Source organism: Micromonospora avicenniae (genome assembly GCF_900156065.1).
GTDB lineage: Bacteria > Actinomycetota > Actinomycetes > Mycobacteriales > Micromonosporaceae > Micromonospora > Micromonospora avicenniae.
Window position 1 is genome coordinate 63,066 of the sequence record NZ_FTNF01000011.1, and the last position, 25,095, is coordinate 88,160.

The 25,095-nt window shown below is 70.6% G+C and carries 20 protein-coding genes; 14 read left to right on the top strand and 6 right to left on the bottom strand.

Annotation, left to right across the window (positions count from 1 at the left end):
* Nucleotides 1-26: 26 nt before the first annotated feature.
* A complete protein-coding gene (locus BXA10_RS18000; RefSeq protein ID WP_076471549.1) occupies nt 27-1,265 on the top strand; it encodes a cytochrome P450 in 1,239 nt (412 codons plus the stop codon).
* Between the two features lie 61 nt (nt 1,266-1,326).
* On the opposite strand, the gene BXA10_RS18005 is transcribed toward BXA10_RS18000, so the two are convergent.
* Complete coding sequence (locus BXA10_RS18005) at nt 1,327-2,367, bottom strand: sodium:calcium antiporter (RefSeq protein ID WP_076471550.1); 1,041 nt, start codon at nt 2,365-2,367, stop codon at nt 1,327-1,329.
* A gap of 469 nt (nt 2,368-2,836) precedes the next feature.
* On the opposite strand from BXA10_RS18005, the gene BXA10_RS18010 reads away from it, so the two are divergent.
* Nucleotides 2,837-4,114, top strand: coding sequence for an L-lactate MFS transporter (locus BXA10_RS18010; protein WP_076471551.1), 1,278 nt, complete (start codon nt 2,837-2,839; stop codon nt 4,112-4,114).
* Nucleotides 4,115-4,163: 49 nt separating this feature from the next.
* Here the strand turns inward: BXA10_RS18010 and BXA10_RS18015 are convergent, their stop codons facing one another.
* Both BXA10_RS18015 and BXA10_RS18020 read right to left on the bottom strand, forming a co-directional pair.
* A complete protein-coding gene (locus BXA10_RS18015) occupies nt 4,164-5,351 on the bottom strand; it encodes a sugar phosphate isomerase/epimerase family protein (RefSeq protein WP_076471671.1) in 1,188 nt (395 codons plus the stop codon).
* A gap of 166 nt (nt 5,352-5,517) precedes the next feature.
* Entirely contained in the window at nt 5,518-8,976 is a 3,459-nt protein-coding gene (locus BXA10_RS18020) for a ThuA domain-containing protein (RefSeq protein WP_076471552.1), read from the bottom strand.
* 373 nt (nt 8,977-9,349) lie between these two features.
* Here BXA10_RS18020 and BXA10_RS18025 point away from each other — a divergent pair, with 373 nt between their 5' ends.
* The 11 genes from BXA10_RS18025 to BXA10_RS18075 all read left to right on the top strand — a co-directional run bounded on the left by BXA10_RS18025 (nt 9,350) and on the right by BXA10_RS18075 (nt 22,003).
* Nucleotides 9,350-10,207, top strand: a complete 858-nt coding sequence (locus tag BXA10_RS18025; protein WP_084752954.1) for an ABC transporter permease — start codon at nt 9,350-9,352, stop codon at nt 10,205-10,207.
* Between the two features lie 52 nt (nt 10,208-10,259).
* Nucleotides 10,260-11,264 carry an ABC transporter substrate-binding protein gene (locus tag BXA10_RS18030; RefSeq protein WP_076471553.1) on the top strand — a complete coding sequence of 335 codons (1,005 nt, stop codon included), beginning with the start codon at nt 10,260-10,262 and terminating at the stop codon, nt 11,262-11,264.
* Nucleotides 11,265-11,271: 7 nt separating this feature from the next.
* Complete coding sequence (locus tag BXA10_RS18035) at nt 11,272-12,066, top strand: ABC transporter ATP-binding protein (protein ID WP_139338033.1); 795 nt, start codon at nt 11,272-11,274, stop codon at nt 12,064-12,066.
* Nucleotides 12,067-12,164: 98 nt separating this feature from the next.
* Nucleotides 12,165-12,902: a cupin domain-containing protein gene (locus BXA10_RS18040; protein WP_245828302.1), complete on the top strand. Its 738-nt coding sequence runs from the start codon at nt 12,165-12,167 to the stop codon at nt 12,900-12,902.
* Between the two features lie 112 nt (nt 12,903-13,014).
* Nucleotides 13,015-14,511 (top strand): pyridoxal phosphate-dependent decarboxylase family protein, encoded by a 1,497-nt coding sequence (locus BXA10_RS18045; protein WP_084752955.1) that lies wholly within the window; start codon nt 13,015-13,017, stop codon nt 14,509-14,511.
* A gap of 133 nt (nt 14,512-14,644) precedes the next feature.
* Nucleotides 14,645-16,321 (top strand): ABC transporter substrate-binding protein, encoded by a 1,677-nt coding sequence (locus BXA10_RS18050; protein WP_076471557.1) that lies wholly within the window; start codon nt 14,645-14,647, stop codon nt 16,319-16,321.
* A 7-nt stretch (nt 16,322-16,328) separates the two neighbouring features.
* Nucleotides 16,329-17,285: an ABC transporter permease gene (locus tag BXA10_RS18055; protein ID WP_076471558.1), complete on the top strand. Its 957-nt coding sequence runs from the start codon at nt 16,329-16,331 to the stop codon at nt 17,283-17,285.
* Entirely contained in the window at nt 17,282-18,169 is an 888-nt protein-coding gene (locus BXA10_RS18060; RefSeq protein WP_076471559.1) for an ABC transporter permease, read from the top strand. Before BXA10_RS18055 ends, BXA10_RS18060 begins: the two co-directional genes overlap by 4 nt.
* Nucleotides 18,166-19,218, top strand: coding sequence for an ABC transporter ATP-binding protein (locus BXA10_RS18065; protein ID WP_076471560.1), 1,053 nt, complete (start codon nt 18,166-18,168; stop codon nt 19,216-19,218). The genes BXA10_RS18060 and BXA10_RS18065 overlap by 4 nt, the downstream gene beginning before the upstream one ends.
* Entirely contained in the window at nt 19,215-20,216 is a 1,002-nt protein-coding gene (locus BXA10_RS18070; RefSeq protein WP_076471561.1) for an ABC transporter ATP-binding protein, read from the top strand. Before BXA10_RS18065 ends, BXA10_RS18070 begins: the two co-directional genes overlap by 4 nt.
* Entirely contained in the window at nt 20,213-22,003 is a 1,791-nt protein-coding gene (locus tag BXA10_RS18075) for a gamma-glutamyltransferase family protein (protein WP_076471562.1), read from the top strand. Before BXA10_RS18070 ends, BXA10_RS18075 begins: the two co-directional genes overlap by 4 nt.
* Nucleotides 22,004-22,007: 4 nt before the next feature.
* Here the strand turns inward: BXA10_RS18075 and BXA10_RS30945 are convergent, their stop codons facing one another.
* Entirely contained in the window at nt 22,008-22,712 is a 705-nt protein-coding gene (locus tag BXA10_RS30945) for a GntR family transcriptional regulator (protein WP_076471563.1), read from the bottom strand.
* 42 nt (nt 22,713-22,754) lie between these two features.
* Here BXA10_RS30945 and BXA10_RS18085 point away from each other — a divergent pair, with 42 nt between their 5' ends.
* On the top strand, nt 22,755-23,471 hold the full coding sequence (locus BXA10_RS18085; RefSeq protein ID WP_175649237.1) for a YoaK family protein: 717 nt from the start codon (nt 22,755-22,757) through the stop codon (nt 23,469-23,471).
* A gap of 9 nt (nt 23,472-23,480) precedes the next feature.
* On the opposite strand, the gene BXA10_RS18090 is transcribed toward BXA10_RS18085, so the two are convergent.
* Together BXA10_RS18090 and ureG are read right to left on the bottom strand one after the other, a co-directional pair.
* Entirely contained in the window at nt 23,481-24,395 is a 915-nt protein-coding gene (locus BXA10_RS18090; RefSeq protein ID WP_076471565.1) for an urease accessory protein UreD, read from the bottom strand.
* Entirely contained in the window at nt 24,392-25,075 is a 684-nt protein-coding gene (gene ureG / locus BXA10_RS18095) for an urease accessory protein UreG (protein ID WP_076471566.1), read from the bottom strand. The genes BXA10_RS18090 and ureG overlap by 4 nt, the downstream gene beginning before the upstream one ends.
* Nucleotides 25,076-25,095 lie beyond the last annotated feature (20 nt).

A 25,095-nucleotide genomic window follows, 5' to 3' on the forward strand; every position in this document is an offset into this window, starting at 1 on the left:
GTGTCTTGGAATGACATCGTGCGGCCATGAGCGTCTCCGGCCGGGAACTCGACGTCCAGTCGCTGCACCCCTTCTACACCGACGCCGACGGTGTCACCCGGCCGCCTGGCCCGGACAAGCACCCCGACTACGTCCGGTTCGCCGCCACCGGCTCGGGCGTCGTGCCGGTGGTCCGCCAGGTCGCCGGTGAGCTGGTCCCGGCCCTGCTGATCTGCCGGTACGCCGACGTGCGGGAGGTGCTGCGCAGGCAGGACGTGTTCTCGCGGGCCGCCGCCGTGCCCACCGACCAGATCGACGTGACGGGGACGGTGCTCGGCATGGACGGCGCGGAGCACGCGCGGGTACGCGGCACCGTCAAGGATGCCTTCACCAGATCCGAGGTGGCCCGACGCGCTGCCCTGGTGCGGGCCTCGGCCGAGGCGCACCTGGCCGCGATGACCGCCCGTGAGCAGCCGGCCGACCTGGTCCGGGACTTCGCCGTCCCACTGGCTCTGGACGTGATCTGCGACCAGCTCGGCCTGCCGCACGAGGAACGGCTCCAGTTCCGGCGGTGGGGCGACATGTTCCTCGGAGCAGGCGACCTCAGCCGCGACGACGCCGCCCGGTCGGCCGCCGAGATGGGCGGCTACCTGTGGGAGCAGCTCGAACGACGCCGAGGCTGCCCCGCCGATGACCTGCTGAGCAGGATCGCCACCAACGCGGCGGACCAGCCGATGGACGTGCAGATCAAGCTGCCGATCTCGCTGGTGGTGGGCGGCTGGGAAACCACCGCCAGTTCGATCGCCACCTTCGTGTACGTGTTGCAGAGCCGTCCCTACCGGGACGGCCGGACCGGCTGGGAACACCTGCTCGACCACCCGGGACAGGTGGACTCCGCCGTGACCGAACTGGAGCGGCTCCACTCCACCGCCAACGGCGACGACATGCCGCGCCGGGTGATGGCCGACGTGCGGCTGCCCAGCGGCGCTCAGTTGGCCGAAGGTGATCTCGTCATTCCCTCACACGACGCCGCTAACCGCGATCCGCGAGTCTTCCCCGACCCGGAACGGATGGACTTCGACCGCGATCCGAACCCGCACCTGTCCTTCGGCTACGGCCCGCACTACTGCATCGGGGCGCACCTGGGCGCGCTGGAGGTGCGCACCGCCCTCGCGCTGCTGCTGACCGAGCTTCCCCGGCTCCGGCTCGCGGTGCCGCCCGGCGAGGTGCCGTGGAAGGCCGGGCACGCGATCCTCGGCCCGGCGGAACTACCGGTGACCTGGTGACCGTGCACCGCACCGTCGCCGCGGCGGCAGCGTGGGCTCCACCGTGCCGCGGAGCCGACCGTCAGAGGGCCAGCAGGATGGTCATCCCAGCGTAGGTGGCCAGCAGCAGGATGCCTTCGAAGCCCAGCCGGCCCCATCCGCAGGTCTGCCGGATGAGCAGGCCGCCGAGCAGCGTCGCGGTCATGAACAGGCTGATGGTGGTGGCGAGCAGCTCCTCGGGGCCCGCGCTGTGATAGATCGATCCCTCCCGGTAGGAGAGGTCACCGGCGACGAGGGTCAGCACGTCGAGGATGTTCCCGCCGAGCACGGCCGCGATCGCCAGGGTCACCGCGCCTCGACGTACCGCGGCGACGGCGGTGACGGTCTCCGGCAACGCGTTCACCACCCCCATCAGCACGCCGCCGACGAACCCGGAGCTGAGTCCCGTCACGTTCACGATGCTCTCGGCGGCGAGAGCGACCAGCCAACCGCCCGCGGCGACCAGCAGTCCGATGACTGCGAAGCGGGTCCACAGCCAGCGGGGTGAGTGGCGGTTCAGGGGATTCTCGTTGTGCGGCACGTCGGGTCGGGTCTCGGCGGTGGCGATCGCCTGCCACATGGGTGCGGCGCCGGCGCGTCGGATGAGGACGAGCCCACCGACGTACGCGGCGACGATGACGGCGGACATCGGGTCGACGCCCGCGACGCTGGCCTCCGGCACGTAGCTGGCCAGCAGGGCGAGGGAGAGCAACGCGATGAGCAGGCAGCCGGAGAGCAGGTTCGAGAGGGACGCGGCCGCGTGTTCGAGGTTGGCGCGGCGGTGGAACGCGTCGGCCACGGCGACGGCGGTGGTCTGGGCGGCGATACCGCCCACGGCGTTGCTGTAGCCGAGACTGGCCTCTCCGCTGGCCGCGGCGACGATCGTCATGATGATGCCGGACAGGCCCGTGACGATGCCGAAGAACACCACGCCGAAGAGCGCCTCGCCCCACCCGGTCCGGTCGGCGAGAGCGTCACCGAGACCGGCCAGGCGGATGCTGCCCGCGACCGTGATCGCCCCGGCGAGGAGGAACACCGCGGCGCTGAACGGCAGCGGCCAAGGTAGGGCGGTCGGGTCCGGCACCGGCAGGTTCTTCCCCGAAACGCGGCGCTGATACCCCGATGTTTCCGATGTCCGGCTGTGCCCGCGATGCGGGGGAGCGCGATGCCGTACGCGGCCGGTCGACTGCCACTGCGGTCATCGTTCTGCGCCCAGCCGACAAATCATCTATTGTCAGACTTGCTCACGTTCATACGTCATGCCGTACCTGGTTCGCGCACCCGGACCGACGGCAGGCCGGCCGACTGCACCGCGCCGCCGCTTACCGGCGACGCGTCGGCCGACCGCCTGCCCCGACGTCACCGCAGTGGTGAACTGCGGCCCGCCCCGCCGGTGCCCGAGGCCGGCGGATCGGACCCAGGTCGGAGCTGGCGCCGGGGCGACCGGACAACGTGCTCGTCAGGGGCCGATCGAGAGGCGCCGCGAGCCGGAGACATGAGCGACGGCACGTCCAGCCGTCAGCCCATGAGCCGACACACGGGGGAGATCGGTCATGGCCCACTCAAGTGCGCAGGGCGTCCGACCGACGGGAGGCCGCTGGGGCCTCGTCGTCGCCGCGGTGCTCGTCCAGCTCGCGCTCGGCGCGGTGTACGCGTGGAGCGTGTTCAACCAGCCACTGCAGGAGCAGTTCGGCTGGAGCAAGACGCAGGTGGTGCTTCCGTTCACCGTCGCGATCGGCACGATCTTCATCGGCAGCCTGATCGGCGGACGCATCCAGGACCGGCGCGGACCGCGACCGGTCGCCTTGGGCGGCGGCATCCTCTACGGGGTCGGGAACATCCTGGCCTCGCTCACGTCCTCCAGCGACCAGCTCTGGCTGCTCATCGTCACCTACGGTGTGGTGGGCGGAATCGGCCTCGGCGCCGTCTACATCACGCCGATCGCGATGCTCTCGAAGTGGTTCCCGGACCGGCGTGGCCTGATCACCGGCATCGCCGTGGCCGGGTTCGGCTTCGGTGCCGTGATCGTCGCGCCGGTGGCGAAGGCATTGCTGAGCGGCACGGCCGACAAGACGAGCGTGTTCCTGCCGCTGGGCATCGCGTACCTGATCGCGGTCCTGCTCGGTGCGTCCACCTTCCGTAACCCGCCCCCGGGCTACCACGTCCCCGGTTTCACGCCGAAGACCGGCGGCCGGGCTGTCGCCGGCACCCGGGTCTACACCCTGGGCGAGGCGCTCCGTACGCGGCAGTGGTACCTGCTGACCGCGATCCTCACCCTCAACGTCACCTGCGGTATCGCACTGATCTCGCAGGCGTCCGACGCGGCGCAGACGATCGCCGGGGTGAGCGCCGCGACCGCCGCGACCCTGGTCGGCATCCTCGGTCTGTTCAACGGCGCGGGCCGGGTGGCCTGGGCGTGGTTGTCGGACCGCGTCGGGCGGATGACGGCGTTCATCGGGATGCTGGTGTTGCAGGCGATCTGCTTCTTCATCCTGCCGCATGCGGCCGCGTTCGCCGTGTTCGCGGTCCTCGCGGCGGTGGTCTACCTCTCGTACGGCGGCGGCTTCGGCACGATGCCCGCGACCGCGGCGGACTACTTCGGCACCCCGAACGCGGGCGCGGTGTACGGAGCGATGATCGTCGCCTGGAGCATCGGCGGGGTGGTCGGTCCGCTGATCACGTCCGCGCTCTTCGAGGCGAGCGGCAACTACACGCTGCCGTTCACGGTCATCGCGATCATCGCGCTCGTCGCCCTGGTGCTGCCGCCCATCACCAAGCTGCCGACCACGCCGAGTGGCCCACGCCCGCACAACGAGGTCACCGGCCCCTGACGGCCGACACCGTGGCGGCCCGTGGCGACGCCACGGGCCGCCACGGCTGTCAGTAGCGGAGGGCGCGCAGGTTGGCGTAACTGTCGCAGGCCGACGAGACGCCCTCCGGCCGTGGGTTGTCGTTCTCGGTCAGGTAGTACTCGACTCCCGCCAATCCGCCGTACGCGAAGATGCGGCTGAAGTCGATGGTCCCCTCGCCGACGTCGGCGAACGACCCGTCGGCGGCCATGTCCTTGACGTGGAACAGCGAGAACCGGCCCGGGTACTGCTGGATCAGCCCCACCGGATCCACCCCGGCGCTGGACGCCCAGTACAGGTCCAACTCCATCGCCACCAGGTTCGGATCGGTCTCCCGTGCCAGCACGTCGTAGCCGCGTACGCCGTCCTGTTCGGTGAACTCGAACCCGTGGTTGTGATACGCCACGGTGATGCCCGCCTGGTTGAGCCGGGCGCCGACGGTGTTGAGCGTCGCCGCGAGGCGCGAGTAGTCGTCGAGGTCCCACGAACCCGAACCGGAGATCCGGACGTACCGCGCGCCGAACGCCTGGGCGTCGGCGATGACGCCGTCGAGATTGTTCTCGAGGTCGCCGAGGCCGACACCGATCGACGGCACGGTGAGGCCGGCCCGGGCCACCAGCGGCGCGAGCTGAGCGGCCGTCCGGCCGTAGAAGTTGTTCACCCCGCCGGACGGCTCGGCGTTGCGGTAGCCGCAGCCGGCGAGCGCAGCCAGGGTGGCCTCCGGCGCGGCCGGCATGGTGGCTCGCACCGTGTAGAGAACGAGGCCGATCCGCCCGTCGGGTACGGCGCGCGTCCGGGTGACCGGCTGTCGCTTGCCGACGTCGGAACGGGCGGCGGCCAGCAGGATGCGCACCCGTTCGGGCGACGTGATGACGCCGTCCCTCTTGATCGACCCGGTGAGGCGGGTGACCGTCAACAGGAAGCTGCCGTGGTTGGCGAAGGGCGCCTCGGCCCAGATGGCGTCCATGATCGTGCAGCCGTCACCGAGGTCGCGGTTCGGTACGCCCGAGTCGGCCTGGTCCTGGCCGAAGAAGACCGTGGCCGAGGAGGTGTAGCCCCATGGGCAGGCGTCGGTCTGCTCCTGGGCGTCAGGCCTGCTCGCGCCGGCGGCGGCCGCCGCCGCGGGCGGCGCGAACGGCAGGGCCGCCGCGGCGATCGCCGCGGCGAGCAGGGTTCGCGCGAGTCGTGTTCGAAACGGGCGGGCAGTGGTTCGATCCATGTTCTTCTCCCCGGGTGTGGACGCGGAAGTCGACAGGGCGGACGGTCGGGCGCCGGCGGACACGGGCCGCGGCGCACGGCGTACCGGTGCGGCCGGCGCGGCGTGACAGTCGAGGTACGCGCCGGCGGTGGCGGGGCGAAGGGTCCGCACCGCCACCACCGGAACATCAGTTCGCCGTCACGACGACGGTCGAGGCCATGGTCGCCCCGAGGCTGTCGGTGACGGTCAGCCGTGCGGTGTAGGTGCCGGGCCTGGCGTACGTGTGACCGGCCGACGCGGCGTGCACGACGGTCGTGTTGTCGCCGAAGTCCCACATGTGGTCGACGATGGTGCGCCCGGTGGCCGGCGACGCGGTGCCGTCGAACGTCACCTGCAGCGGAGCCGTTCCCGTGGTGGGAGTGGCGGTGGCCGAGATCGTGGCGTCGGTCTGCTCGCGTACGCCGGCCCCGTTGAAGCGCAGCCAGTCCAGCGCCATCAGATCGGGGGTGCCACCGGTCTGGTCCGGGTTGCGGAAGACCAGGTGCAGGGTGGTCGTCCGACCCGGATCGGTCAGCTCGACGGTGGGTGACACGACATTGTCCCAGCCGCCGGTGCCGCCGATGGTGGCCTGGCCGAGGAGCTCACCGGTGGGGGAGTCAGCCCGGAACTCGACGTCACCGCCGCTGCTGCCGGAGACGACGCCGAGGGTGACCGAGTCGATGCCGCGCAGGTTGACCGGGCCGAAACTGATCCAGTCCCCGGTGTCGATGTCGCCGATGCGCTTGCCGGCGCTGGCCGTGGCCCGGTCGAGCACCTGGATCCCGTTCTGGCCGTCGAAGTGCTCGGCCTCCTTGCTCCTGGTTTGCAGCTCGGCCTTCGTCGAGCCGACCAGCTCCGGCGCGCCGGCCGCCCCGCCGTCGGTGTACTGCGCGGTAAGCACCGTGTACAGGTTCTGCCCCGGCCCGTGCCCGTCACCGCCATTGGTCTCGGTCAGGGCCACCCCGCTGCACCCGATGTAGTTGTCCATCGGATGGGTGTGCGAGTCGTGGCCTAGCTGGGTCTGCACGACCACCTTCGAGCAGTCGACGGTGCCGTCCTCCGGGTCGTTGACCGTCACCGTGTACGGGATCCGGTCACCGAACTCGAAGAACGCCCCGTCCGGCACGCTGAGCGTCACCGTCGGGCGGGTGTTGCCGACGGTGATCTCCTGCACGGCCACGGCGGTCTGCCCGTTCGTGGCGGTGACGGTCAGCCGGGCGGTGAAGCGTCCCGGCGTGCTGTAGGTGTGGCTGGCGTTCGCTGCGGTGGAGTCGGTGCTGCCGTTCCCGTCGAAGTCCCAGGCGTATTCGATCGCCGTGCCGTCCGGCCCGCCGGAGCCCTCGCTGGAGAAGGCGACGGTCAACGGCGCGGGTCCGCTCTCCTTGTCGACGGCGAGCCGGGCCGTCGGTGGCCGGCTGTTGGCGACGTAGTCGATGCGGTAGATGCCCGCGCCCTCGTTGCTGCCGCCCCGACCGCTGCCGCTGCCCTCACCGAAGTCGATGACGTACAGCGAGCCGTCCGGCCCGAACTCCGCGTCGAAGGGCTGGATCCACGACATGTTCCCGAGAACGCCGTTGATGGACTGCAGATCACCCGGCCGGGTCGGGCCGAAGCGGGCGTCGCGGAACCGCTGCGAGGTCTCGTGGATCGACACCGTCTTGAACCACCTGCGGGTCAGCTCGTAGACGAACCACTTGTCCTCGAAGTACTGCGGGAACTTCGTCGCCCGCGGGTTGGCCGGGTCGTAGTCGTACACCGGGCCGCTCATGGGCCCGCCGCCGCCCGTGCCGAGCTCCGGGAACTCCGCCGAGGCCGAGTACGCGTACCAGATCAGCGCCGGCTTGGCCGCCGGGAGCCGGGTGAGGCCGGTGTTGTTGGGGGAGTCGTTGACCAGCGCCGCGCAGTCGAACACCGGCCCGGAGGTGCTGGTGGCGAAGTCGTAGTCGTTGAAGGGCGTGTTGTCACCGACGCAGTACGGCCAGCCGTAGTTGCCGGCCCGCGTGATCCGGTTGTACTCGACGGTTCCCTCGGGCCCACGGTCCGGGTTGGCCGACCTGGCGTCCGGGCCGTAGTCGGCGACCAGGAGCGCGCCGCTGTTCGGGTCGGCGGTGATGCGGAACGGGTTCCGCATGCCCATGGCGTACACCTCGGGCCGGGTCCGCGGGGTTCCCGGCTTGAACAGGTTGCCCTTCGGGATGACGTACCCGCCGTTGGGCTGGGGCTTGATCCGCAGGATCTTGCCCCGCAGGTCGTTGGTGTTGCCGGCGGTGGCCTGCGCGTCGAACGCGCGCCGGCCGTCCCGCTCGTCGACCGGGGCGAATCCGCTGGACTCGAACGGGTCGGTGTTGTCGCCGATGGCGGCGTACAGATTGCCCTGCTCGTCCATCGTCAGCGACCCGCCCATGTGCGAGTTGGCGCGGGCCTCGCCGCGCCAGGTCGGGATGGTGAGCAGGCGCTTCTCCGAGTCGAGGCTGACACTGTCGCCGTCGACGGTGAACCGGGACAGGTTGAGTTGCTTCTCCACCTTGTCCGACCAGAGCAGGTAGAGCCAGTTCGTCCTGGCGAAGTTCCGGTCCAGCGTGAGACCGAGCAGGCCGTCGGACTGGCTGGTCTGCTCCGGGGTGTAGGCGAAGTCGATGAGCGTGGTGACGGCGAGGCTCTCCTGGTCGACGACCTTCAGCGCGCCGGTGCGCTCGATGTAGAAGACCCGGCGGTCCGGCGCGACGGCGAGTTCGAACGGGTCGGAGAGGTCCTGGGCGACCAGTGGGATCCGCTCGAAGTTGTTGGTTCTGGTTGCGCCGCAGTCACCGGCGACGGCGCCGGCCGCCCACCGGATGCCGCCGAGCAGATGCTTGAGGAAGGCCTGCTCGCCGAAGGACGAGCGGCTGTGCCCGCCGGCGGTGTACCAGGAGCGGCCGCCGTCGTAGTTCTGGCACCACGAGTACGGGTGGTCCACGCCCTCGTCGAGGCCGGGAATCCCGTCGCGCACCTTGACCTGCGCGAGCGTATGGACCTTACCCGTCGGGTTGGTCCGCCAGTTGTACCATTCCTCGCTGCGTTCCCAGAGCTCCGGCAGGTCCCTCGTGGAGGGGTGGGCGTGGTCGAGGACCTTGATCCGGCCCGGGAAGGTCCCGCCGGTGGTGGAGAAGTCCGGGTGGTTGTCGAAGATGGCTCCCACCAAGCCCCCGTACCAGTCCCAGTCGCGTTCGCTCGCCGATGCGGCGTGCAGGCCGACCCAGCCACCGCCACCACGGACGAACCGCTGCAACGCGGCCCGCTGGTCGGCGTCGAGCAGGTCGCCGGACTCCGGGGTGGAGCTGGTGTTGTTGAACACGAGGGCGTCGAACCGGGCGAGGTTGGCGTCGGTGAACGCGCCCGCGTCGTCGGTCGCCTCGACCGCGAAGCGATGGCGCGCGCCGAGCTTCCGGATGGCGTCGATGCCGGCGGGGATCGAGTCGTGGTGAACCTCCGTGGACTTCGAGAAGACCAGTACGCGGAACGAGGCGGTGGCGGTGGTTGCCGCGCTCGCGGTGGTCGTCACGGCGCTCGTCACCAGGAGGGTGATGGCCGTGAGCAGGGCGAGAACTAGCCGGCGTTGGCGTCTCATGCACGCGCTCCTAAGCGGGACGGGAGTCGGAAAGCGCTTTCCAGCCGCTGTCCAACCCTACGAGACTCATTTTGATCGGTCAATGTCTGTGCGTCCGCTGGCGAGCCGGCGGGCTGGCCGGGTGATTGTCGCCTCAGGCATTCACAGGCGTCATAGGGGCATCGGACGCCGGGAACCGTTGACGGGGCTGGCGAGGGTCGTTACGGTCGGATGGATCACCTCGGGAAAGCCCTTTCCGCGACGTCAGGCGGGCCGTGCGCACAGCCGCTGGGCGCCGGCGTCGCGACATCGAGGAGGAGTGCCCGTGCCACAGCGAGCGGCTGACCAGAGCGCCGGCCCGGCCACGGACGACCAGCCCGGGACCATACCCCCGGTGGCGGAGCTCCCGCCCGTCGCCGCGTCCGCCGGCAACCCGGGCGCGCGTGGCGGCACCCCGCCGGCCGCGCGCCTGGTGCGCCTGCTCGAAGCGCTCTGGCGACCGGCGCTGCTGCTCGCCGCGCTCTTCGCCGGCTGGTGGTTCGTCGCTGAACGCGAGTACATGCCCAACTACCTGCTGCCCACTCCCGGCCAGGTCTGGGCGACCATGACCGAGGACTGGTCGTTCCTCATGCGCAACACGTACGTGACGCTCTACGAGACCGTCATCGGTTTCATACTCGCCGCGCTGCTGGGCCTCGGTACCGCCGTCCTGATCGTCTACTCCCGCACCCTGGAGAAGGCGGTCTACCCGATCGTCCTCTTCGCGCAGGTCATCCCGAAGATCGCGATCGCGCCGCTGCTCGTCGCCTGGTTCGGCGTGGGCCTCACCCCGAAGATCGTGCTGGCCGTGCTCATCGCGTTCTTCCCGGTCGTCATCTCCGGTGTGGCCGGGCTGCGATCGACCGACCCGGAACTGCTCGACCTCTCCGCCACCATGGGCGCCGGGCCGTGGCGGACCTTCCGCAGGATCCGGTTTCCCAACTCGCTGCCGCACCTGATGTCCGGGCTCAAGGTCGCCGTCACGCTGGCCGTCGTCGGCGCGGTCGTCGGCGAGTTCGTCGGCGCCAAGGAGGGCCTCGGCTACGTGCTGCTGGTGGCCAACGGCAACCTGGACGCCGCCCTGCTCTTCGCCGACCTGTTCCTGATGTCGCTGATCGGCATCGTGCTCTTCGCCGTCGTCGAGGTCGCCGAGGCGCTGCTCATCCCGTGGCACGCCAGCCGGCGCGGCGGCGTACCGCTGACCACGTCCTGAACCGCGAACACGCCCGCCCGTACCCCGCCGGATGCTCCAGGAGGCATCACCCATGAGACGTCTCGCAATCACGGCCGTCGCGCTCCTGCTGCTGGGATCACTCGCCGCGTGCGGCAACGGCGGCGAGCGGCAGACGACGGCCGACGGCAGGAAGAAGGTGACCCTCACCCTCAACTGGGTGCCGTACGGCGAGCACGCCCCCTTCTACTACGGACTCAAGAAGGGCTTCTACGACGCCGAGGGCATCGACCTCACGATCAGCGCCGGCGGTGGGTCCGGCAAGACCATCCAGGCCGTCGCGCAGCAGCAGACCGACTTCGGCTGGGCGGACACTCCGCCACTGCTCAAGGGCATCGCCAGCGGGATGAAGGTCAAGAGCGTCGGCGTGTTCCTGCAGAAGGGACCCGCATCGATCGAGTTCCTCGCCGACAAGGGCATCAAGTCGCCCGCCGACCTCAAGGGCAAGACCGTCGGCGGCACACCGGGCGACGCCATCTACGCGACCTTCCCCGCCTGGCTGAAGGCCAACGGCCTGGCCGAGTCGGACGTCGAGGTCGTCAACCTCGACGCGGCCGGCAAGATCGCCGCGCTCGCCGAGGGCCGGGTGGACGCGATCCAGGGCTTCTTCCACGACCAGGCACCCACCATCGAGGCGCGTACGGGCAAGAAGGTCGACTACCTGCTGTACGCCGACTGGGGCATGAACATGCTCGGAACCGGGCTCGTCGTCCACGAGGACACCCTGAGCGAGGACCCGGACCTGGTACGGGCGTTCACCCGCGCCACCCAGCGGTCCTGGGCCGAATCCGCCAGGGACATCCCCGGCGCCACCGACGCCATGGCCGAACTGGCCGAGAACGAGCCGGACAAGCCGGTGCTGGTCGAGCAGCTCACGTTGGCCGTGCCGCTGCTCGATATCGACGCCGGTGGCGCGCCAGGTGCCAACGCGGAGGCGAAGTGGACCGAGACCATCGGCCTCATGAGCCGGTACGCCGGGCTCGAAAACGCGGGCGGCCCGTCGACGTACTGGGACGGCTCCTATGGCAACGAGGGATGAGGCCGGCATGTCCACCGCCACGTCGACGCTGACCGACGCCGCCGTCGACATCACCGGCCTGACGGTCCGGTTCGAGTCCAAACGGTCCCAGACCACCGCCGTGACCGACGTCAGCCTGCGGGTCGAACCTGGCGAGTTCGTCACCATCGTCGGCCCGTCCGGTTGCGGGAAGTCCACCCTGCTCAAGGTCGTCGCCGGTCTGGTGCCACCCACCAGCGGCACGGTGAGCCTGCTCGGCCGCCCCGTACGCCGGCCCCAGCAGGACATCGGGTTCGTGTTCCAACGACCGGCCCTGCTCGACTGGCGCAGCGTACGCAAGAACATCCTGCTCCAGGCCGAGATGCGCGGCCTGGACCGGTCGGTGGCCGCCCGGCGGGCGGACGAACTCATCGCGCTCACCGGTCTGACCGGCTTCGAGAAGGCGCTGCCGCACGAGCTCTCCGGTGGCATGCAGCAACGGGTGGCCCTGTGCCGTGCGCTGCTGCACCAACCGCCGGTGCTGCTCATGGACGAGCCGTTCGGCGCGCTCGACGCGCTGACCCGCGAGCAGCTCAACACCGAGCTGAACCGTATCTGGCGCGACACCGGCACCACCGTCCTGCTGGTCACCCACTCCATCGCCGAGGCGGTCTTCCTCGGCACCCGAGTCGAGGTGATGAGCCCGCGGCCGGGCCGGATCGTGCGCACCTTCCCGGTCGACATCCCGCCCGAGCGGGACTACGCGCAGATCATGTCGGACGAGCGGTTCGACCGGCTCGCCACACAGATCCGCGGGCTGCTCGGCGCGGGCGCCAACCACTGAACGTGCCGATCTGAACCGCGCGGCGCCGCGTCCCGCCTCTCAGCTGACCGCGGGTGGAGGTGGGAGACGGCCCACCGGCGTACCTGAAAGGCGAGCCGATGACAGCTCACCGCACCGGGCCGTCCATGCCCCTGCCCGGCGGGGTCGGCGTGTCCCGGCTGTGCGTCTACGACACCGTCGCGCCCGACGGGGAGGTCGGCGGCACACCGCACCTGCACCTGTGCTGCGCCGAGGCGTACGTGGTGGTGGCTGGCGCCGGGCTCGTGCAGACCCTCACCCTCGCCGGGTACCGCGAGACCCCGCTGCGGCCCGGGGCCATCGTCTGGTTCGGCCCCGGCACGATCCATCGGCTCGTCAACCACGGCGACCTGCAGATCGTGGTCCTGATGCAGAACAGCGGCCTGCCGGAAGCGGGTGACGCCGTGCTGACCCTGCCACCGGAGCACCTCACCGACCCGGCGACCTACGCGGCGGCGACCGCGCTGCCCGACGGGGGAGCCCCCGGCACCGACCTGGCTGCCGCACACGCCCGCCGTGACCTCGCCGTACGCGGATTCGAGCGACTACGGGCGGCCGCGAACAACGGCGACCTCGCTCCGCTGCGCGACTTCCACTCCGCTGCCGTCCGCCTCGTCCGGCCGTTCGTCGACACCTGGCGAGCGCGATGGCTGAGCGGCGCGCTGCGGGCGGCCACCGAGACCGGCCGCCAGCTTGACGCGCTCGCCCGCGGGGAGGTGGCACACCTGGCCGACGCGGTGGTCCACCAGTTCGCCGAGCCGCACGAGCGGGGCCGGCACGGTATGTGCGGGCTGCTCGACACCTATCCTGCGACCTGACCGGCCATTGAGGAGTGCCGGTCGTGCGGGGATCACGTCGGGGCGCGGTCCACGTTCTCGGGGCGGAACAGGTGCCCCCCGACTGCCCCGCCGGAGTACTACTGTGCGCGACATGACTACCACTCCTGCTGAGTCCCGGGTCGATTCCGCCCTGGATCCCTCGGGTGCGCGGATCCGCGACATGGGCACGGCGGCCGTGGAGTGGGCTGCCGCCTATGCCGAGTCGATCCGCGACCTGCCCATCACGCCGCGTACCTCCGCCGCCGAACTGAAGCAGCGGCTGACCGAACCGCTGCCCGTCGACGGACGCGACTTCGCCGACCTGCTCGACGTCTTCCGCGAGGTGATAGTGCCGGGGAGCCGGCACAACGGCCATCCGCGCTTCTTCGGGTACGTCTCGGCGCCGGGCACCGCGGTCGCCGCGGTCGCCGATTTCCTCGCGTCGGCTTTGAACGCGAATTTGCCCGCGTGGCGGTCGGCGCCCGCACCCACCGAGCTGGAACACCTCACGATCGGTTGGATCAAGGAGGCGCTCGGCTGCGATCCGAGCGCGGGCGGGTTGTTCACCAGCGGCGGGTCGATGGCCAACTTCACGGCGCTGGCCGCCGCGCGGCACCGTCACTGCGGCGACGCGGTCGCCATGCACGGCGCGAGCGCGCATCCCGCGCCACTGCGCGTGTACGTCTCCACCGAGACCCACCACTCGGTGCACAAGGCGGCGGCGCTGCTCGGTATCGGGCGTGCCAACGTGCGCGAGATCCCGGTCGACGCCCGCTTCCGGATGGACGTCGACGCGCTCGTACAGGCCATCGAGCAGGACCGGGCGGCGGGTGCTGAACCGTTCTGCGTGGTGGCGAACGCGGGCACCGTGGTCACCGGCGCGGTCGATCCGCTTCGCGAGATCGCGGGGGTCGCCCGCCGCTACGGGCTGTGGATGCACGTCGACGGCTGCTACGGCGGCTTCGCCCGGCTGGCTCCGTCGGCCAGGTCACTCTTCGAGGGAGTGGCGGAGGCCGACTCGATCGCGCTCGATCCGCACAAGTGGCTCTACCTGCCCGCCGACTGCGGCTGTCTCATCTACCGCGACCCCGAGGCCGCGCGGGCCGCCTTCCGGCTCGACGCCGACTACACCCGGGTCACCGAGACCGAGTCCGCCGAGGCGTTCGCGTTCTGGGACTACGGCCCCGACCTGTCTCGGCGTTTCCGGGCGCTGAAGGTGTGGATGCTGCTGGCCCACGCCGGCTCCCGGGCGATGGGCGAGGCGATCGAGGCGAACCTCGACTGCGCCCGCCATCTGGGGGAACTCGTCGACGCGAGCGACGACTTCGAGCTCGTCGCCCCGGTCGGGCTCTCCATCGTCTGCTTCCGCTATCTGCCCCCGGCCCTGCGTGACGAACCACGGTCCGAGTCGGACGAGCAGCGACTCGACCGCCTCAACGAGCGCATCATGGTGGCGCTGCAGCGGGCCGGCAGCTCCTATCTGTCCAACGCGTCCGTCAACGGTCGCTTCGCCCTGCGCGGCTGTGTGCTCAACTACCGCACGACCCGGCGGGACATGGAGATCCTGCTCGACGACGTACGCCGGGCCGCGGAGAAGGTGAGCGACTAGCGCCCTTCTGGTCACCCGCTTTGTCCGGGATTGGCCATGCACGCTCAGTGCCCGCGTGGCCATCGAAGGAGGTCTTGCGCAGTCTTCGTATACAACATACGCTCCCCGAATCGCCCACCTGAGGAGCTCTCAAATGACGAACCTCCCCTTCCGTGAACCGAGCCTGCCGAGACTCCGTCCACTCCGGGCCGCGCTGGCCGCGGTCGCCGTGGCCTGCACGGTCGCGGCGTGCTCGCCGGTGTCGGAAGGCGGGGGCGGCACCGGCTCGGGTGGAAACCAGTCGGCGGGCCAGGACTCGTTCGGCACCCCGGCGGACCCCGCCACGGTGCGCGACGGCGGCAACCTGGTCATCGCGCTCTCCGCCGAACCCGACGCGCTCGACCCGACCCTGTCGCGCAGCCTCTACTCGCGCTACGTCTTCCAGGCCATGTGCCAGAAGCTCTACGACGTCGACGAGAAGGCACAGGTCGTACCGCAGCTGGCGACCGCGCTCCCCACCACCAGCAGCGACGGCAAGAGCGTGACCATCCCGCTGCGCGAGAACGTGCGCTTCGCCGACGGAACGCAGTTCGACTCCGCCGCCGTGAAGGCCACCATCGAGCGGCACCTGAGCAACGCCCGTTCGGCGCGCAAGAGCGAGCTCGGCCCGGTCGCGGGCGTCGACACGCCGGACGCCCGCACGGTGGTCATCCGGCTGCAGCAACCGTTCGCACCCCTGGTCGGCGCGCTCGCCGACCGCGCCGGCATGATCATGAGTCCGAAGGCGCTGAAGACTCTCGGCGACGACTTCGCCTCCGCTCCGGTCTGCGTCGGCCCGTTCAAGTTCGCCAAGCGGGTACCGCAGAACTCCATCGAGGTCGTGCGGGACCCGAACTTCTACGACGCCTCGAAGGTGCACCTCGACGGCATCACCTGGCGCATCCTCAGCGACGCGAGCATCCGCGCCGCCAACCTGCGTTCCGGCGACGCGCAGGTCGCCGACAGCGTCTCCACGCAGGACGTCGGCGCGCTGCAGCAGGACTCCGCGCTCACCGTTCTGCAATCCCAGTCCCTCGGCTACCAGGGCCTCACGTTCAACATCGGCAACGTCGACGGTGTCGGCGCCGCGCCGAAGACCATCGACCGGCCCATCGCGCAGAACGCGAAGATCCGGCAGGCCTTCGAGCACGCGATCGACCGGAAGGCGCTGGTCCAGGCGGTCTTCAACGGCATCCACGCCGAGGCCTGCTCGCCCATCTCACCCGCGAGCCCGTTCTCGTCGCCCGAGGCGCAGAACTGTCCGACGCACGACCCCGCCAAGGCGAAGCAGTTGCTCACCGAGGCCGGCGTCAAGACCCCCTACCCGGTGACGATCCTCGCGTCGAACACCCCCGACACGCTGCGCCTCGTGCAGGCCCTGCAGGCCATGGTCAAGGAGGGTGGCTTCGACCTGAAGATCAACCCGGTCGAGTACTCCTCCCTCCTCGACGAGCAGGACCGCGGCAACTTCGAGCTGCTGCAGCTGGGCTGGAGCGGACGCATCGACCCGGACGCCAACATCACCAACTTCGTCGGCACCCGGGCCAGCCAGAACGTCGCCGGTTACAGCAACCCGCAGCTCGACGACCTGCTGACGCAGGCCCGCCAGACCAGCGACATCGAGGAGCGCAAGAAGCTCTACGGGCAGGCGGTGACGCTCCTCCAGCAGGACGACGCGCTGATCTACCTGTACCGGCAGCGGAACCTGACCGCGTTCTCCAACAAGATCCAGGGTCTGCAGGTCTTCCCCGACGGCGTGATCCGCGCGGCCTTCGCCGGATTCACCAAGTAGGTCAACTGTGGCCCGGTATCTGATCACGCGTGCCTGGCAGTCCGCGCTGACCCTGCTCCTGTCGACGATCGTGGTGTTCCTCGGCGTACGCGCCCTCCCCGGCGACCCGGCGCTCGCGCTGGCCGGGGAGGACCGCTCGCCCGAGGCGCTGGAGGCGATCCGGCACCACTACGGGCTGGACCAGCCGCTGCCGCTCCAGTTCGTCCGCTACGTGGGGCGCGCGGCCCAGGGTGACTTCGGGGAGTCGATCCGGACCGGGATACCGGTGTCCTCGATGCTCACCACCGCCCTGCCCGTGACCGTCGAACTCGCCATCCTCGCCATCCTCCTCGCCGCGGCGCTCGGTGTCGGCGCCGGGGTGCTCGCGGCAGTACGCCGCGGGCACCCCGCCGAGTGGCTGGCCAACGGCCTGGCGCTGGTCGGGCTGTCGGTGCCGCACTTCTGGCTCGCGCTGCTCGCGATCCTCTACCTCTCCGTGGCGACGGGGCTCTTCCCCGCCTCCGGATTCGTGCCGCTGCTGGACAACCCCGTGGACAACCTGCACCACCTCATCCTGCCGGCCGTCATCCTCGGCACCGGTCTCGCCGCGATCATCATGCGGCAGACCCGGTCGGCCATGCTGGACTCGCTCTCCTCCGACTACGTGCGGACGGCGAAGGCGAAGGGACTCCGGCCACGAGCGGTCATCACCCACCACGCCCTGCGCAACAGCCTCATCGTGGTGGTGACGATCGTGGGCCTCCAACTCGGCGGGCTCATATCGGGTGCGGTGGTCACCGAGCAGATCTTCGGGCTGCCCGGCTTCGGCAAGATGACCATCGACGCGGTCTTCCAGCGGGACTACCCGGTGATCCAGGCCGTCGTCCTGCTCACCGCGACCGCCTACATCGTGATCAATTTCCTGGTCGACCTGCTCTACTCCGTCATCGACCCGCGCATCCGAGTGACGGGGGACCCGGCATGACAGTCCTCACCGTTCCGACCGTGGACGCCGCCCCGGCCGGCCTCAGCCGACGAACCCGGGTCCTGCGCCGGCTGCGCCGGAACCCGCTCGCCGTCGTGAGCTTCGTCGTGCTGGCGCTCGCGGCGATCATCGCCGTGCTGTCACCGTGGCTCGCGCCGTACGCCGTCGAGCAGACCGACTTCGGTCACACGTTCGCTGCCCCGGGCACCCCCGGGCACGTGCTGGGCACCGACGACCTCGGCCGGGACGTCCTGTCCCGCATCATGCTCGGGGCGCGGGCCTCTCTCCAGGTGGCGATCCTCGCGGTGGCCACGTCCCTGGTGATCGGCGTGCCACTCGGGCTCGCCGCCGGGTACTTCCGGGCCTGGGACGCGGTCATCTCACGGTTCACCGATCTGCTCCTCGCGTTTCCGTTTCTGATCATGGCGGTGGGACTGGCCGCCATCCGCGGCGCCAGCCTCACCAACGCCGCCGTGGCCGTGGGGATCGCGCAGATCCCGGGCGTGATCCGGGTGGTGCGTTCGGACACCCTGCGGCTCAAGTCGCTCGACTTCGTCGCCGCCGCCGTGGTGGACGGTGCGAGCGACCTGTGGGTGCTCGCCCGGCACATCCTGCCCAACGCCACGTCGGTCATCCTCGTGCAGGCCACGGTCGCCATCCCGGTCGCGATCCTGGGCGAGGCGGTGCTCTCGTTCCTGGGCCTCGGCATCCAGCCGCCGGCACCCAGCCTCGGCACCATGCTCGCCACCGCCCAGCAGTTCGCCGCCCGCGCACCGTGGGCAGCAGTCCTTCCCGGCGTTGTGATCATGGGCTTGGCGCTGGCGTTCAACGTCTTCGGCGACGCCCTGCGGGACGCCCTCGACCCGAAGGGAGACCGGCGATGACCACGGCCGAACGCACCGGCACCCCGTCGAGCGCCGTCGAAGCACCCGTCCTGGAGGTGCGTGACCTGTCGGTCGCCTTCCGCACCGAGGGCGGGACCGTCTCGGCGGTCGATCGGGTGAGCCTCGATCTCGCCCCCGGGGAGATCGTCGGAATGGTGGGCGAGTCGGGTTGCGGCAAGAGCGTCACGGCGATGAGCATCGCCGGGCTGCTTCCCGGCAGCGCCCGCGTCACCGGGTCCGTACGACTGCAGGGGACCGAACTGGTCGGCACGCGGGAGTCGGTGCTGCGCCGGGTACGCGGCAAGGAGATCGCGTACATCTTCCAGGAGCCGATGACGTCGCTGAACCCGGTGCTCACCGTGGGACGCCAGATCGGGGAGGTGCTCCAGGTCCACGAACGGATGTCGGGTCGCGCGGCCCGGGCGCGCGCCGTCGAACTACTGTCCCTCGTCGGCATCCCGTCCGCCGCGACGCGGGTCGACAACTACCCGCACCAGCTCTCCGGTGGGATGCGCCAACGGGTGATGATCGCGATGGCGGTGGCGTGCGGCCCGAAGGTGCTGGTGGCCGACGAACCGACCACCGCCCTGGACGTCACGGTGCAGGCCGGAATCCTCCAGGTGCTGCGGGATCTGCGTGACAGGCTCGGCACGAGCATCCTCATCATCACCCACGACCTCGGCGTGATCGCGGACGTCGCCGACCGTGTCGTCGTCATGTACGCCGGGCGGGTGGTGGAACGGGCACCCGTCACCGACCTGTTCGCGTTCCCGTACCACCAGTACACAGCCGGGCTCCTGTCGGCCTCGCCGACACCGGGCGTGCACGCCGGCACCCAGCGTCTGCAGGAGATCCCCGGTCTCGTGCCGGTCCTGTCCACCCAGCCGGACGCCTGCACGTTCGCCGACCGCTGCCCGGCGGCCGACGCGCGCTGCCGGGAGGCGGCGCCGCCGCTGGAGGCGGTGCGACCCGCGATCAACGATCACGTCGCGGCCTGCTGGCACCCCTGCCCGGCCCCACGGACGCACGTCGAGGAGGCGACCGCATGACGCCGCAGGAGAACGCCCTCGAACTCGAGGACCTCGTGATGCACTTCGGGCCGGTCCGGGCCGTCGACGGCGTCTCCCTCACCATTCCCCGCGGCCGGGTCACCGCACTGGTGGGGGAGAGCGGGTCCGGCAAGTCGACAGTGGGCCGCTGCGTGGTGCGGCTCGTGGAACCCACCTCGGGCGTCGTACGGATCGCCGGGGCGGACGTCACGCACCTGTCCCGCCGGCAGCTACGCCGGCATCGCAGCGACGTGTCGATCGTGTTCCAGGACCCCGCCGGCTCGCTGAATCCGCGCATGCTGGTCGGCGACATCGTGGCCGAGCCGTTGCGTCTGTCCCGACGGCGGCTCTCCCGGCGTGACCGGGAGGCGCGCGTCGCCGCGGAACTCGGCCGGGTGGGCCTGCGCGCCGAGGTCGCCCGTCGTTATCCGCACGAGCTCTCCGGCGGACAGCGCCAGCGGGTCAGCATCGCCCGGGCCCTGATCTCCGAACCGATGCTGCTCATCGCGGACGAACCCACCAGCGCGCTCGACGTGTCCGTCCAGGCGTCCGTGCTCAATCTTCTCGCCGACCTCCAGCGCGACATCGGGTTCGCCTGTCTGTTCATCACCCACGACCTCTCCGCCGTCGAGTACCTCGCCGACGACATCGCCGTCATGTACCTCGGCCAGCTCGTCGAGAAGGGCTCGCGGGAGCAGATCTTCGCGCGACCGGCGCACCCTTACACCCAGGCGCTCCTGTCCGCCGCACCGGTGGCGGATCCGGAGCGCCAGCGGCAGCGCCAGCAGGTGCTGCTCGGCGACGACCTGCCCTCCGCGCTGGACCCGCCGTCGGGCTGTCGCTTCCGTACCCGGTGTCCGCTGGCGTTCGACAGGTGCGCCACGGAGGTGCCGGCGCAGATCGAGTTCGGGGACGGCGTGGCGGCCTGCCACCTGGTCCAGCCGGACGGCACGCGGCCCGACGTCCGGGCCGCAGAGACGAATGAGGTGTTGTCATGACGTTCACCACCAGGCCGACGCTGCAGGGCACCTTCGGGATGGTGTCGTCGACACACTGGCTCGCGAGCCAGGCGGCGATGGGGATCCTCGAACGCGGTGGGAACGCCTTCGACGCCGCGGTCACCGCCGGGTTCGTCCTGCACGTCGTGGAACCTCACCTCAACGGGCCGGGCGGCGAGGTGCCCGCCATCGTGGCGACGGCTCAGGATCCGACACCGAAGGTGCTGTGCGGGCAGGGACCGGCCCCGGCCGGCGCGACCATCGCGCACTTCCGGTCGCTCGGGATGGACCTCATCCCCGGCGCCGGCCCCCTCGCCGCGGCCGTGCCCGGCGCCGTGGACGCCTGGCTCCTGCTGCTGCGCGACCACGGCACGCTCCCGCTGGCGGAGGTGCTGGATCCGGCGATCGGCTACGCCGCCTCCGGTCACCCGCTGGTCGCCAGGGTCGGGGACACCGTGGCGGCGGTGCGGAAACTGTTCGAGGAGCACTGGCCCACCTCGGCGCAGCTCTGGCTGCGCGAGGGCAGGCCGCCGGCCGCGGGGGAGCGGTTCACCAACCCGGCGTACGCGCAGACGCTGCGCAAACTGGTCGAGGCCGCGCAGTCGGCCGGCGCGGACCGGGAGGCGCAGATCGAGGCCGCCCGCCGCGCCTGGCGGGAAGGCTTCGTCGCCGAGGCCGTCGACAGGTTCAGCCGGAAACCGTTCCAGGACTCCAGCGGAAGCCCCCACGCCGGCCTCGTGACCGGTGCGGACATGGCCGCCTACTCCGCCACCTGGGAGGAGCCGGTCACCCTCGACTGGCACGGCCACACGGTGGCGAAGACCGGGTTCTGGGGCCAGGGACCGGTGCTGTTGCAGACCCTGTCGATCCTCGACGCGCTCGACGACGACTCGGCGTACGACCCGTCGACCGCAGCCGGCATCCACGCCCAGGCCGAGGCGCTCAAGCTCGCCTTCGCCGATCGCGAAGCGTGGTACGGCGACGGCGCCGACGTGCCCGCGAAGGCGCTCCTGTCGCGGGAGTACGCCCGGGAACGGGCCGCCCTGATCGGGGATCGGGCGTCGACGGAGCTGCGGCCGGGGCGCCCCGACGGGGCCGATCCACGGCTGTCGAGCCACGTCCGGCGGGGCGCGGGGCCCCTCGTCGACACGACCGACGCCACGACGGGCGAGCCGACGGTCAAGTCGGACGGCGTCACCCGCGGCGACACCTGCCACGTCGACGTGGTCGACCGCTGGGGCAACATGATCTCCGCGACCCCGAGCGGTGGCTGGCTGCAGAGCTCGCCCACCATCCCGGACCTCGGCTTCCCCCTCGGCAGCCGGCTGCAGATGTTCTGGCTCGAGGAAGGGCTCTCCTCGTCGCTCGCTCCCGGACGCCGCCCACGCACCACGCTCAGCCCGACCCTCGTGCTCCGTGACGGCGAGCCGGTAATGGCGTGCGGCACCCCCGGCGGCGACCAGCAGGACCAGTGGCAGCTGCTGTTCCTGCTGCGCCACCTGGTCGGCGGTCGGTCGCTGCAGGAGGCCATCGACGCGCCCGCCTGGCACACGATGAGCCTGCCCGCGTCGTTCTACCCGCGCGGCATGGAGCCCGGCGTGCTGGTGGTGGAGGACCGCCTCGACGAGGACACGCTGGCGACGTTGCGGGCGTACGGGCACGAGGTGCGGCTCTCCGACCCGTGGAGCCTGGGACGGCTGTGTGCGGTGACCCGCGATCCCCGCACCGGCCTGCTGGCGGCCGGGGCGAACCCGCGCGGCATGCAGGGCTACGCCTGCGGGCGGTGACGGGTCAGCGCTGGTAGCCGCCCTCGGCGTTCTCGTGCGCCGCCGCGTAGGCGGCACCGAGGTGGGCCAGAGCCGCCAGCTCGGCCCGTTCGCCGTCACCGGACTCGATCGCGTCGACCAGCTGGATGTGTTCGGCCCACGAGTGCGGGGCCCGCTGCGCGGCACCCAGCCGGAAGACCCACTGAACATGGAGGTACAGCGCCTTGGCGATCGACGACAGCCAGGGGTTCCCGCTGATCTGCAGGATCCGCAGGTGCAGGGCGCTGTTCAGCTCGGCGACGCGGCGCAGGTCCTGCCGTTGCGTCGCCTCGCGGCCCTCGTTCAGCAGCTCCCGCAGGGCGGCCACGTCCGCCGGGGTCGCCCGCTCGGCCGCCAGCCGGGCGGCCAACGCCTCCAGGCGCTCGCGGACGGCGAACATGTCCGCGACGGTGCCGCTGCTCGGGGAGGCGACCACCGCCCCGCGTCGCGGCAGGATCACGACGAAACCCTCCGCCTCCGCGACCCGTAACGCCTCCCGGACCGGGTTACGGGAAACGCCGAAGTCCTCGGCCAGCCGGTCCTCGGTGAGTCGCTCGCCGGGGAGGTAGTCGCCGTTGATGATCGCGGTCCGCAGGGCGACGAGGACCTGGTCGCGTAGCGGCAGGTGTTGAGCACCGAGTTTGCCCCGCAGGTCTCCAGCCAACCCGACCGCCTCTCCGTGAACGTCCACGCGAAGCGTATACGAAGAACAATCTGTGGAGGGCAGCCGACAGTGCCGAGAACAGAGCGAGACGTCAAGGACTCCCTCGCCGCCACGAAGGTGCCGGCCGATCTCCTGCGACGACGACACGCCCTCGTCGTCGTGCTCACCTTCCTGACCGGTAGCGCCGACGCCGTCGGTTTCCTCTCCCTCGGCGGCGCCTTCTCCAGCGTCATGACGGGCAACATGGTCCTGCTGGGCCTCTCGGCGGGCCGGGGCGACGCCGAACTCGCCGTGACCTCCGGCTGCGCCATCCTGAGCTTCATCGCCGGTCTCCTCGCGGGCGCCCGACTCGCCGGCTCCGCGCAACCGGACGATCCGGTGTGGCCGCGCCAGGTCAACCGGGCGCTCATCCTGGAACTCCTGCTGTTCGTCGTCTTCCTCGTCGTCTGGGAGGTCAACCTTCCCGACCACTCGGAACGCGTCGATCTCGTCCTGCTGATGCTGTCGGCAACCGCGCTCGGCGTGCAGAGCAGCGCCATCCAGCGCTTCGGTGTCCCGGGTCTCTCCTCCACCTACCTGACCGGCACCCTCACGAGCCTGATCGGCGGAGTCGCCGCCCGCAGCCCTTGGCACACCCTTCGGCCGAAGGCCCAGGTCCTGCTGGCCCTCATGGCCGGTGCGGCCGTCGGCGCCCTGGTCGCGCTCCACCTGACCGTGTGGGCGCCGGCGCTGCTGATCGCGCCGCTCCTGCTCGTCATCGCCTTGGCCTCGCGGATGCCGGAGTAGCCCGCGGCGTCAACGCCAGGCGAAGGCCGACGGCGCGAGGCGGCCGACCGCCACAGCCCGGGCGATCGCACAGAACTGCTGGATCTGGGCTCGGACCGGTTCTGTCTCCCGCCCGAGAACCTTGTAGCTCAGCCCCGCGTCGTTCGGCAGCCGACTGACTCCGGCGACGAGCGGAAGATCATCGTCCCAGATGGGTGGCAGTTGATCCGCGGCCTGGCGGGCCCGCTCCGGCGAGGTCAGCAACAAACCATTGCCGAAGACGTGAAAGGAGTCGAGCACACCCCGTCGTTCAACGCCGAACCGCGCCGGCTCGATGACGTATTTCTCCACGAATAGGTCCGGCCCATCCGGTCGGGCGGCCCGGACAGTGCAGGAGAAGAGGTCGTACTGGAACATCTCGCCGTCGCGGTGGTGCTTCCGGCCGGGCAGCAGGATCTCCGCGTACAGGACGGTCGCGGATTCCGGCAGCGTGACGTGGGTGTGGGAGACGAAGCGGCTGTGCCGGTAGGGGATGGTGGGCTCCGGGAGGTACTCCAGGTAACTGTCGTCGGCGAGGGTGATCCGCTGGACCTGGGTGGCGTAGTTCGCGTCCATCTCCTGGATCTTGTTCGCCGCCTGCGTGGTCAGGTGGGCCTGCGCGCCCTCGCCGAGCGAGACGTCGATCCGGTACCGGTCACCCTGGAGCGTCCCACCGGAAGTGGAGATGATGAACAGGCAGGCCATCTCGGGCATGGCTGGGTCCCAGTAGAGCGCACGCTGAGCCAGTAGGGGCGCCTGACGGAACAGGTCGGCCAAGAGGGTTCGCCCGTCGCGCCGTTCGAACGCGAGCCGCAGCAGGCCGACCTTGCCCGGTGCTCCGCTGGGTAACTGGGCCGGCTCGTCGCGGTACGGCGCCAGTTCCGGTGCGTCGTCCAGCGTGGTCACGCCGTTACCCGCCGCGCCTCCTGCCGGCCGCCGGCGGCCGGCAGGCCGAGGCCGGCAGGCTCCGACAGGTCGAACAGCGCGTGGTACCGGATGAGCGATATCAGTTCGTCGATGCCCTCGCCGGTCTTGCAGTTGGTGAAGACGAATGGCTTGTCGCCGCGCATCCGGGTGGCGTCGGCCGACATCACCTCGAGGTCGGCGTCGACGTACGGGGCCAGGTCGATCTTGTTGATGACCAGGATGTCCGATTGTGAGATGCCCGGGCCGTTCTTCCGCGGGATCTTGTCACCGGCGGCGACGTCGATCACGTAGATGAAGTAGTCGACCAGGGCGGGGCTGAACGTGAGGGTCAGGTTGTCCCCGCCGCTCTCGATGAGCACCAGGTCGCTGTCGGGAAACCGGGCCTCCATGTCCTCCACCGCGGCGAGATTCATGCTCGGGTCCTCCCGGACCGCCGTGTGCGGGCAGGCGCCGGTCTCCACTCCGATGATCCGTTCCGCCACCAGCACCCCGGTGAGCGCCCGCCGTACATGCTTGGCGTCCTCGGTGGTGACCACGTCGTTGGTGACCACGAGGACCCGTAGTCCGCTTTCCACCAGACGGGGAACCACCGCCTCGATGATCGCCGTCTTGCCGCTGCCCACCGGGCCTCCGACGCCGATGCGACTGACCGTCTTCATAGCCACTCCCGAAACGATGT

Coding starts and splice junctions, on each gene's coding strand:
- BXA10_RS18000 (WP_076471549.1), top strand. CDS start 27: ATGAGCGTCTCCGGCCGGGAACTCGACGTCCAGTCGCTGCACCCCTTC.
- BXA10_RS18010 (WP_076471551.1), top strand. CDS start 2,837: ATGGCCCACTCAAGTGCGCAGGGCGTCCGACCGACGGGAGGCCGCTGG.
- BXA10_RS18015 (WP_076471671.1), bottom strand. CDS start 5,351: ATGGATCGAACCACTGCCCGCCCGTTTCGAACACGACTCGCGCGAACC.
- BXA10_RS18020 (WP_076471552.1), bottom strand. CDS start 8,976: ATGAGACGCCAACGCCGGCTAGTTCTCGCCCTGCTCACGGCCATCACC.
- BXA10_RS18030 (WP_076471553.1), top strand. CDS start 10,260: ATGAGACGTCTCGCAATCACGGCCGTCGCGCTCCTGCTGCTGGGATCA.
- BXA10_RS18035 (WP_139338033.1), top strand. CDS start 11,272: ATGTCCACCGCCACGTCGACGCTGACCGACGCCGCCGTCGACATCACC.
- BXA10_RS18040 (WP_245828302.1), top strand. CDS start 12,165: ATGACAGCTCACCGCACCGGGCCGTCCATGCCCCTGCCCGGCGGGGTC.
- BXA10_RS18045 (WP_084752955.1), top strand. CDS start 13,015: ATGACTACCACTCCTGCTGAGTCCCGGGTCGATTCCGCCCTGGATCCC.
- BXA10_RS18050 (WP_076471557.1), top strand. CDS start 14,645: ATGACGAACCTCCCCTTCCGTGAACCGAGCCTGCCGAGACTCCGTCCA.
- BXA10_RS18060 (WP_076471559.1), top strand. CDS start 17,282: ATGACAGTCCTCACCGTTCCGACCGTGGACGCCGCCCCGGCCGGCCTC.
- BXA10_RS18065 (WP_076471560.1), top strand. CDS start 18,166: ATGACCACGGCCGAACGCACCGGCACCCCGTCGAGCGCCGTCGAAGCA.
- BXA10_RS18070 (WP_076471561.1), top strand. CDS start 19,215: ATGACGCCGCAGGAGAACGCCCTCGAACTCGAGGACCTCGTGATGCAC.
- BXA10_RS18075 (WP_076471562.1), top strand. CDS start 20,213: ATGACGTTCACCACCAGGCCGACGCTGCAGGGCACCTTCGGGATGGTG.
- ureG (WP_076471566.1), bottom strand. CDS start 25,075: ATGAAGACGGTCAGTCGCATCGGCGTCGGAGGCCCGGTGGGCAGCGGC.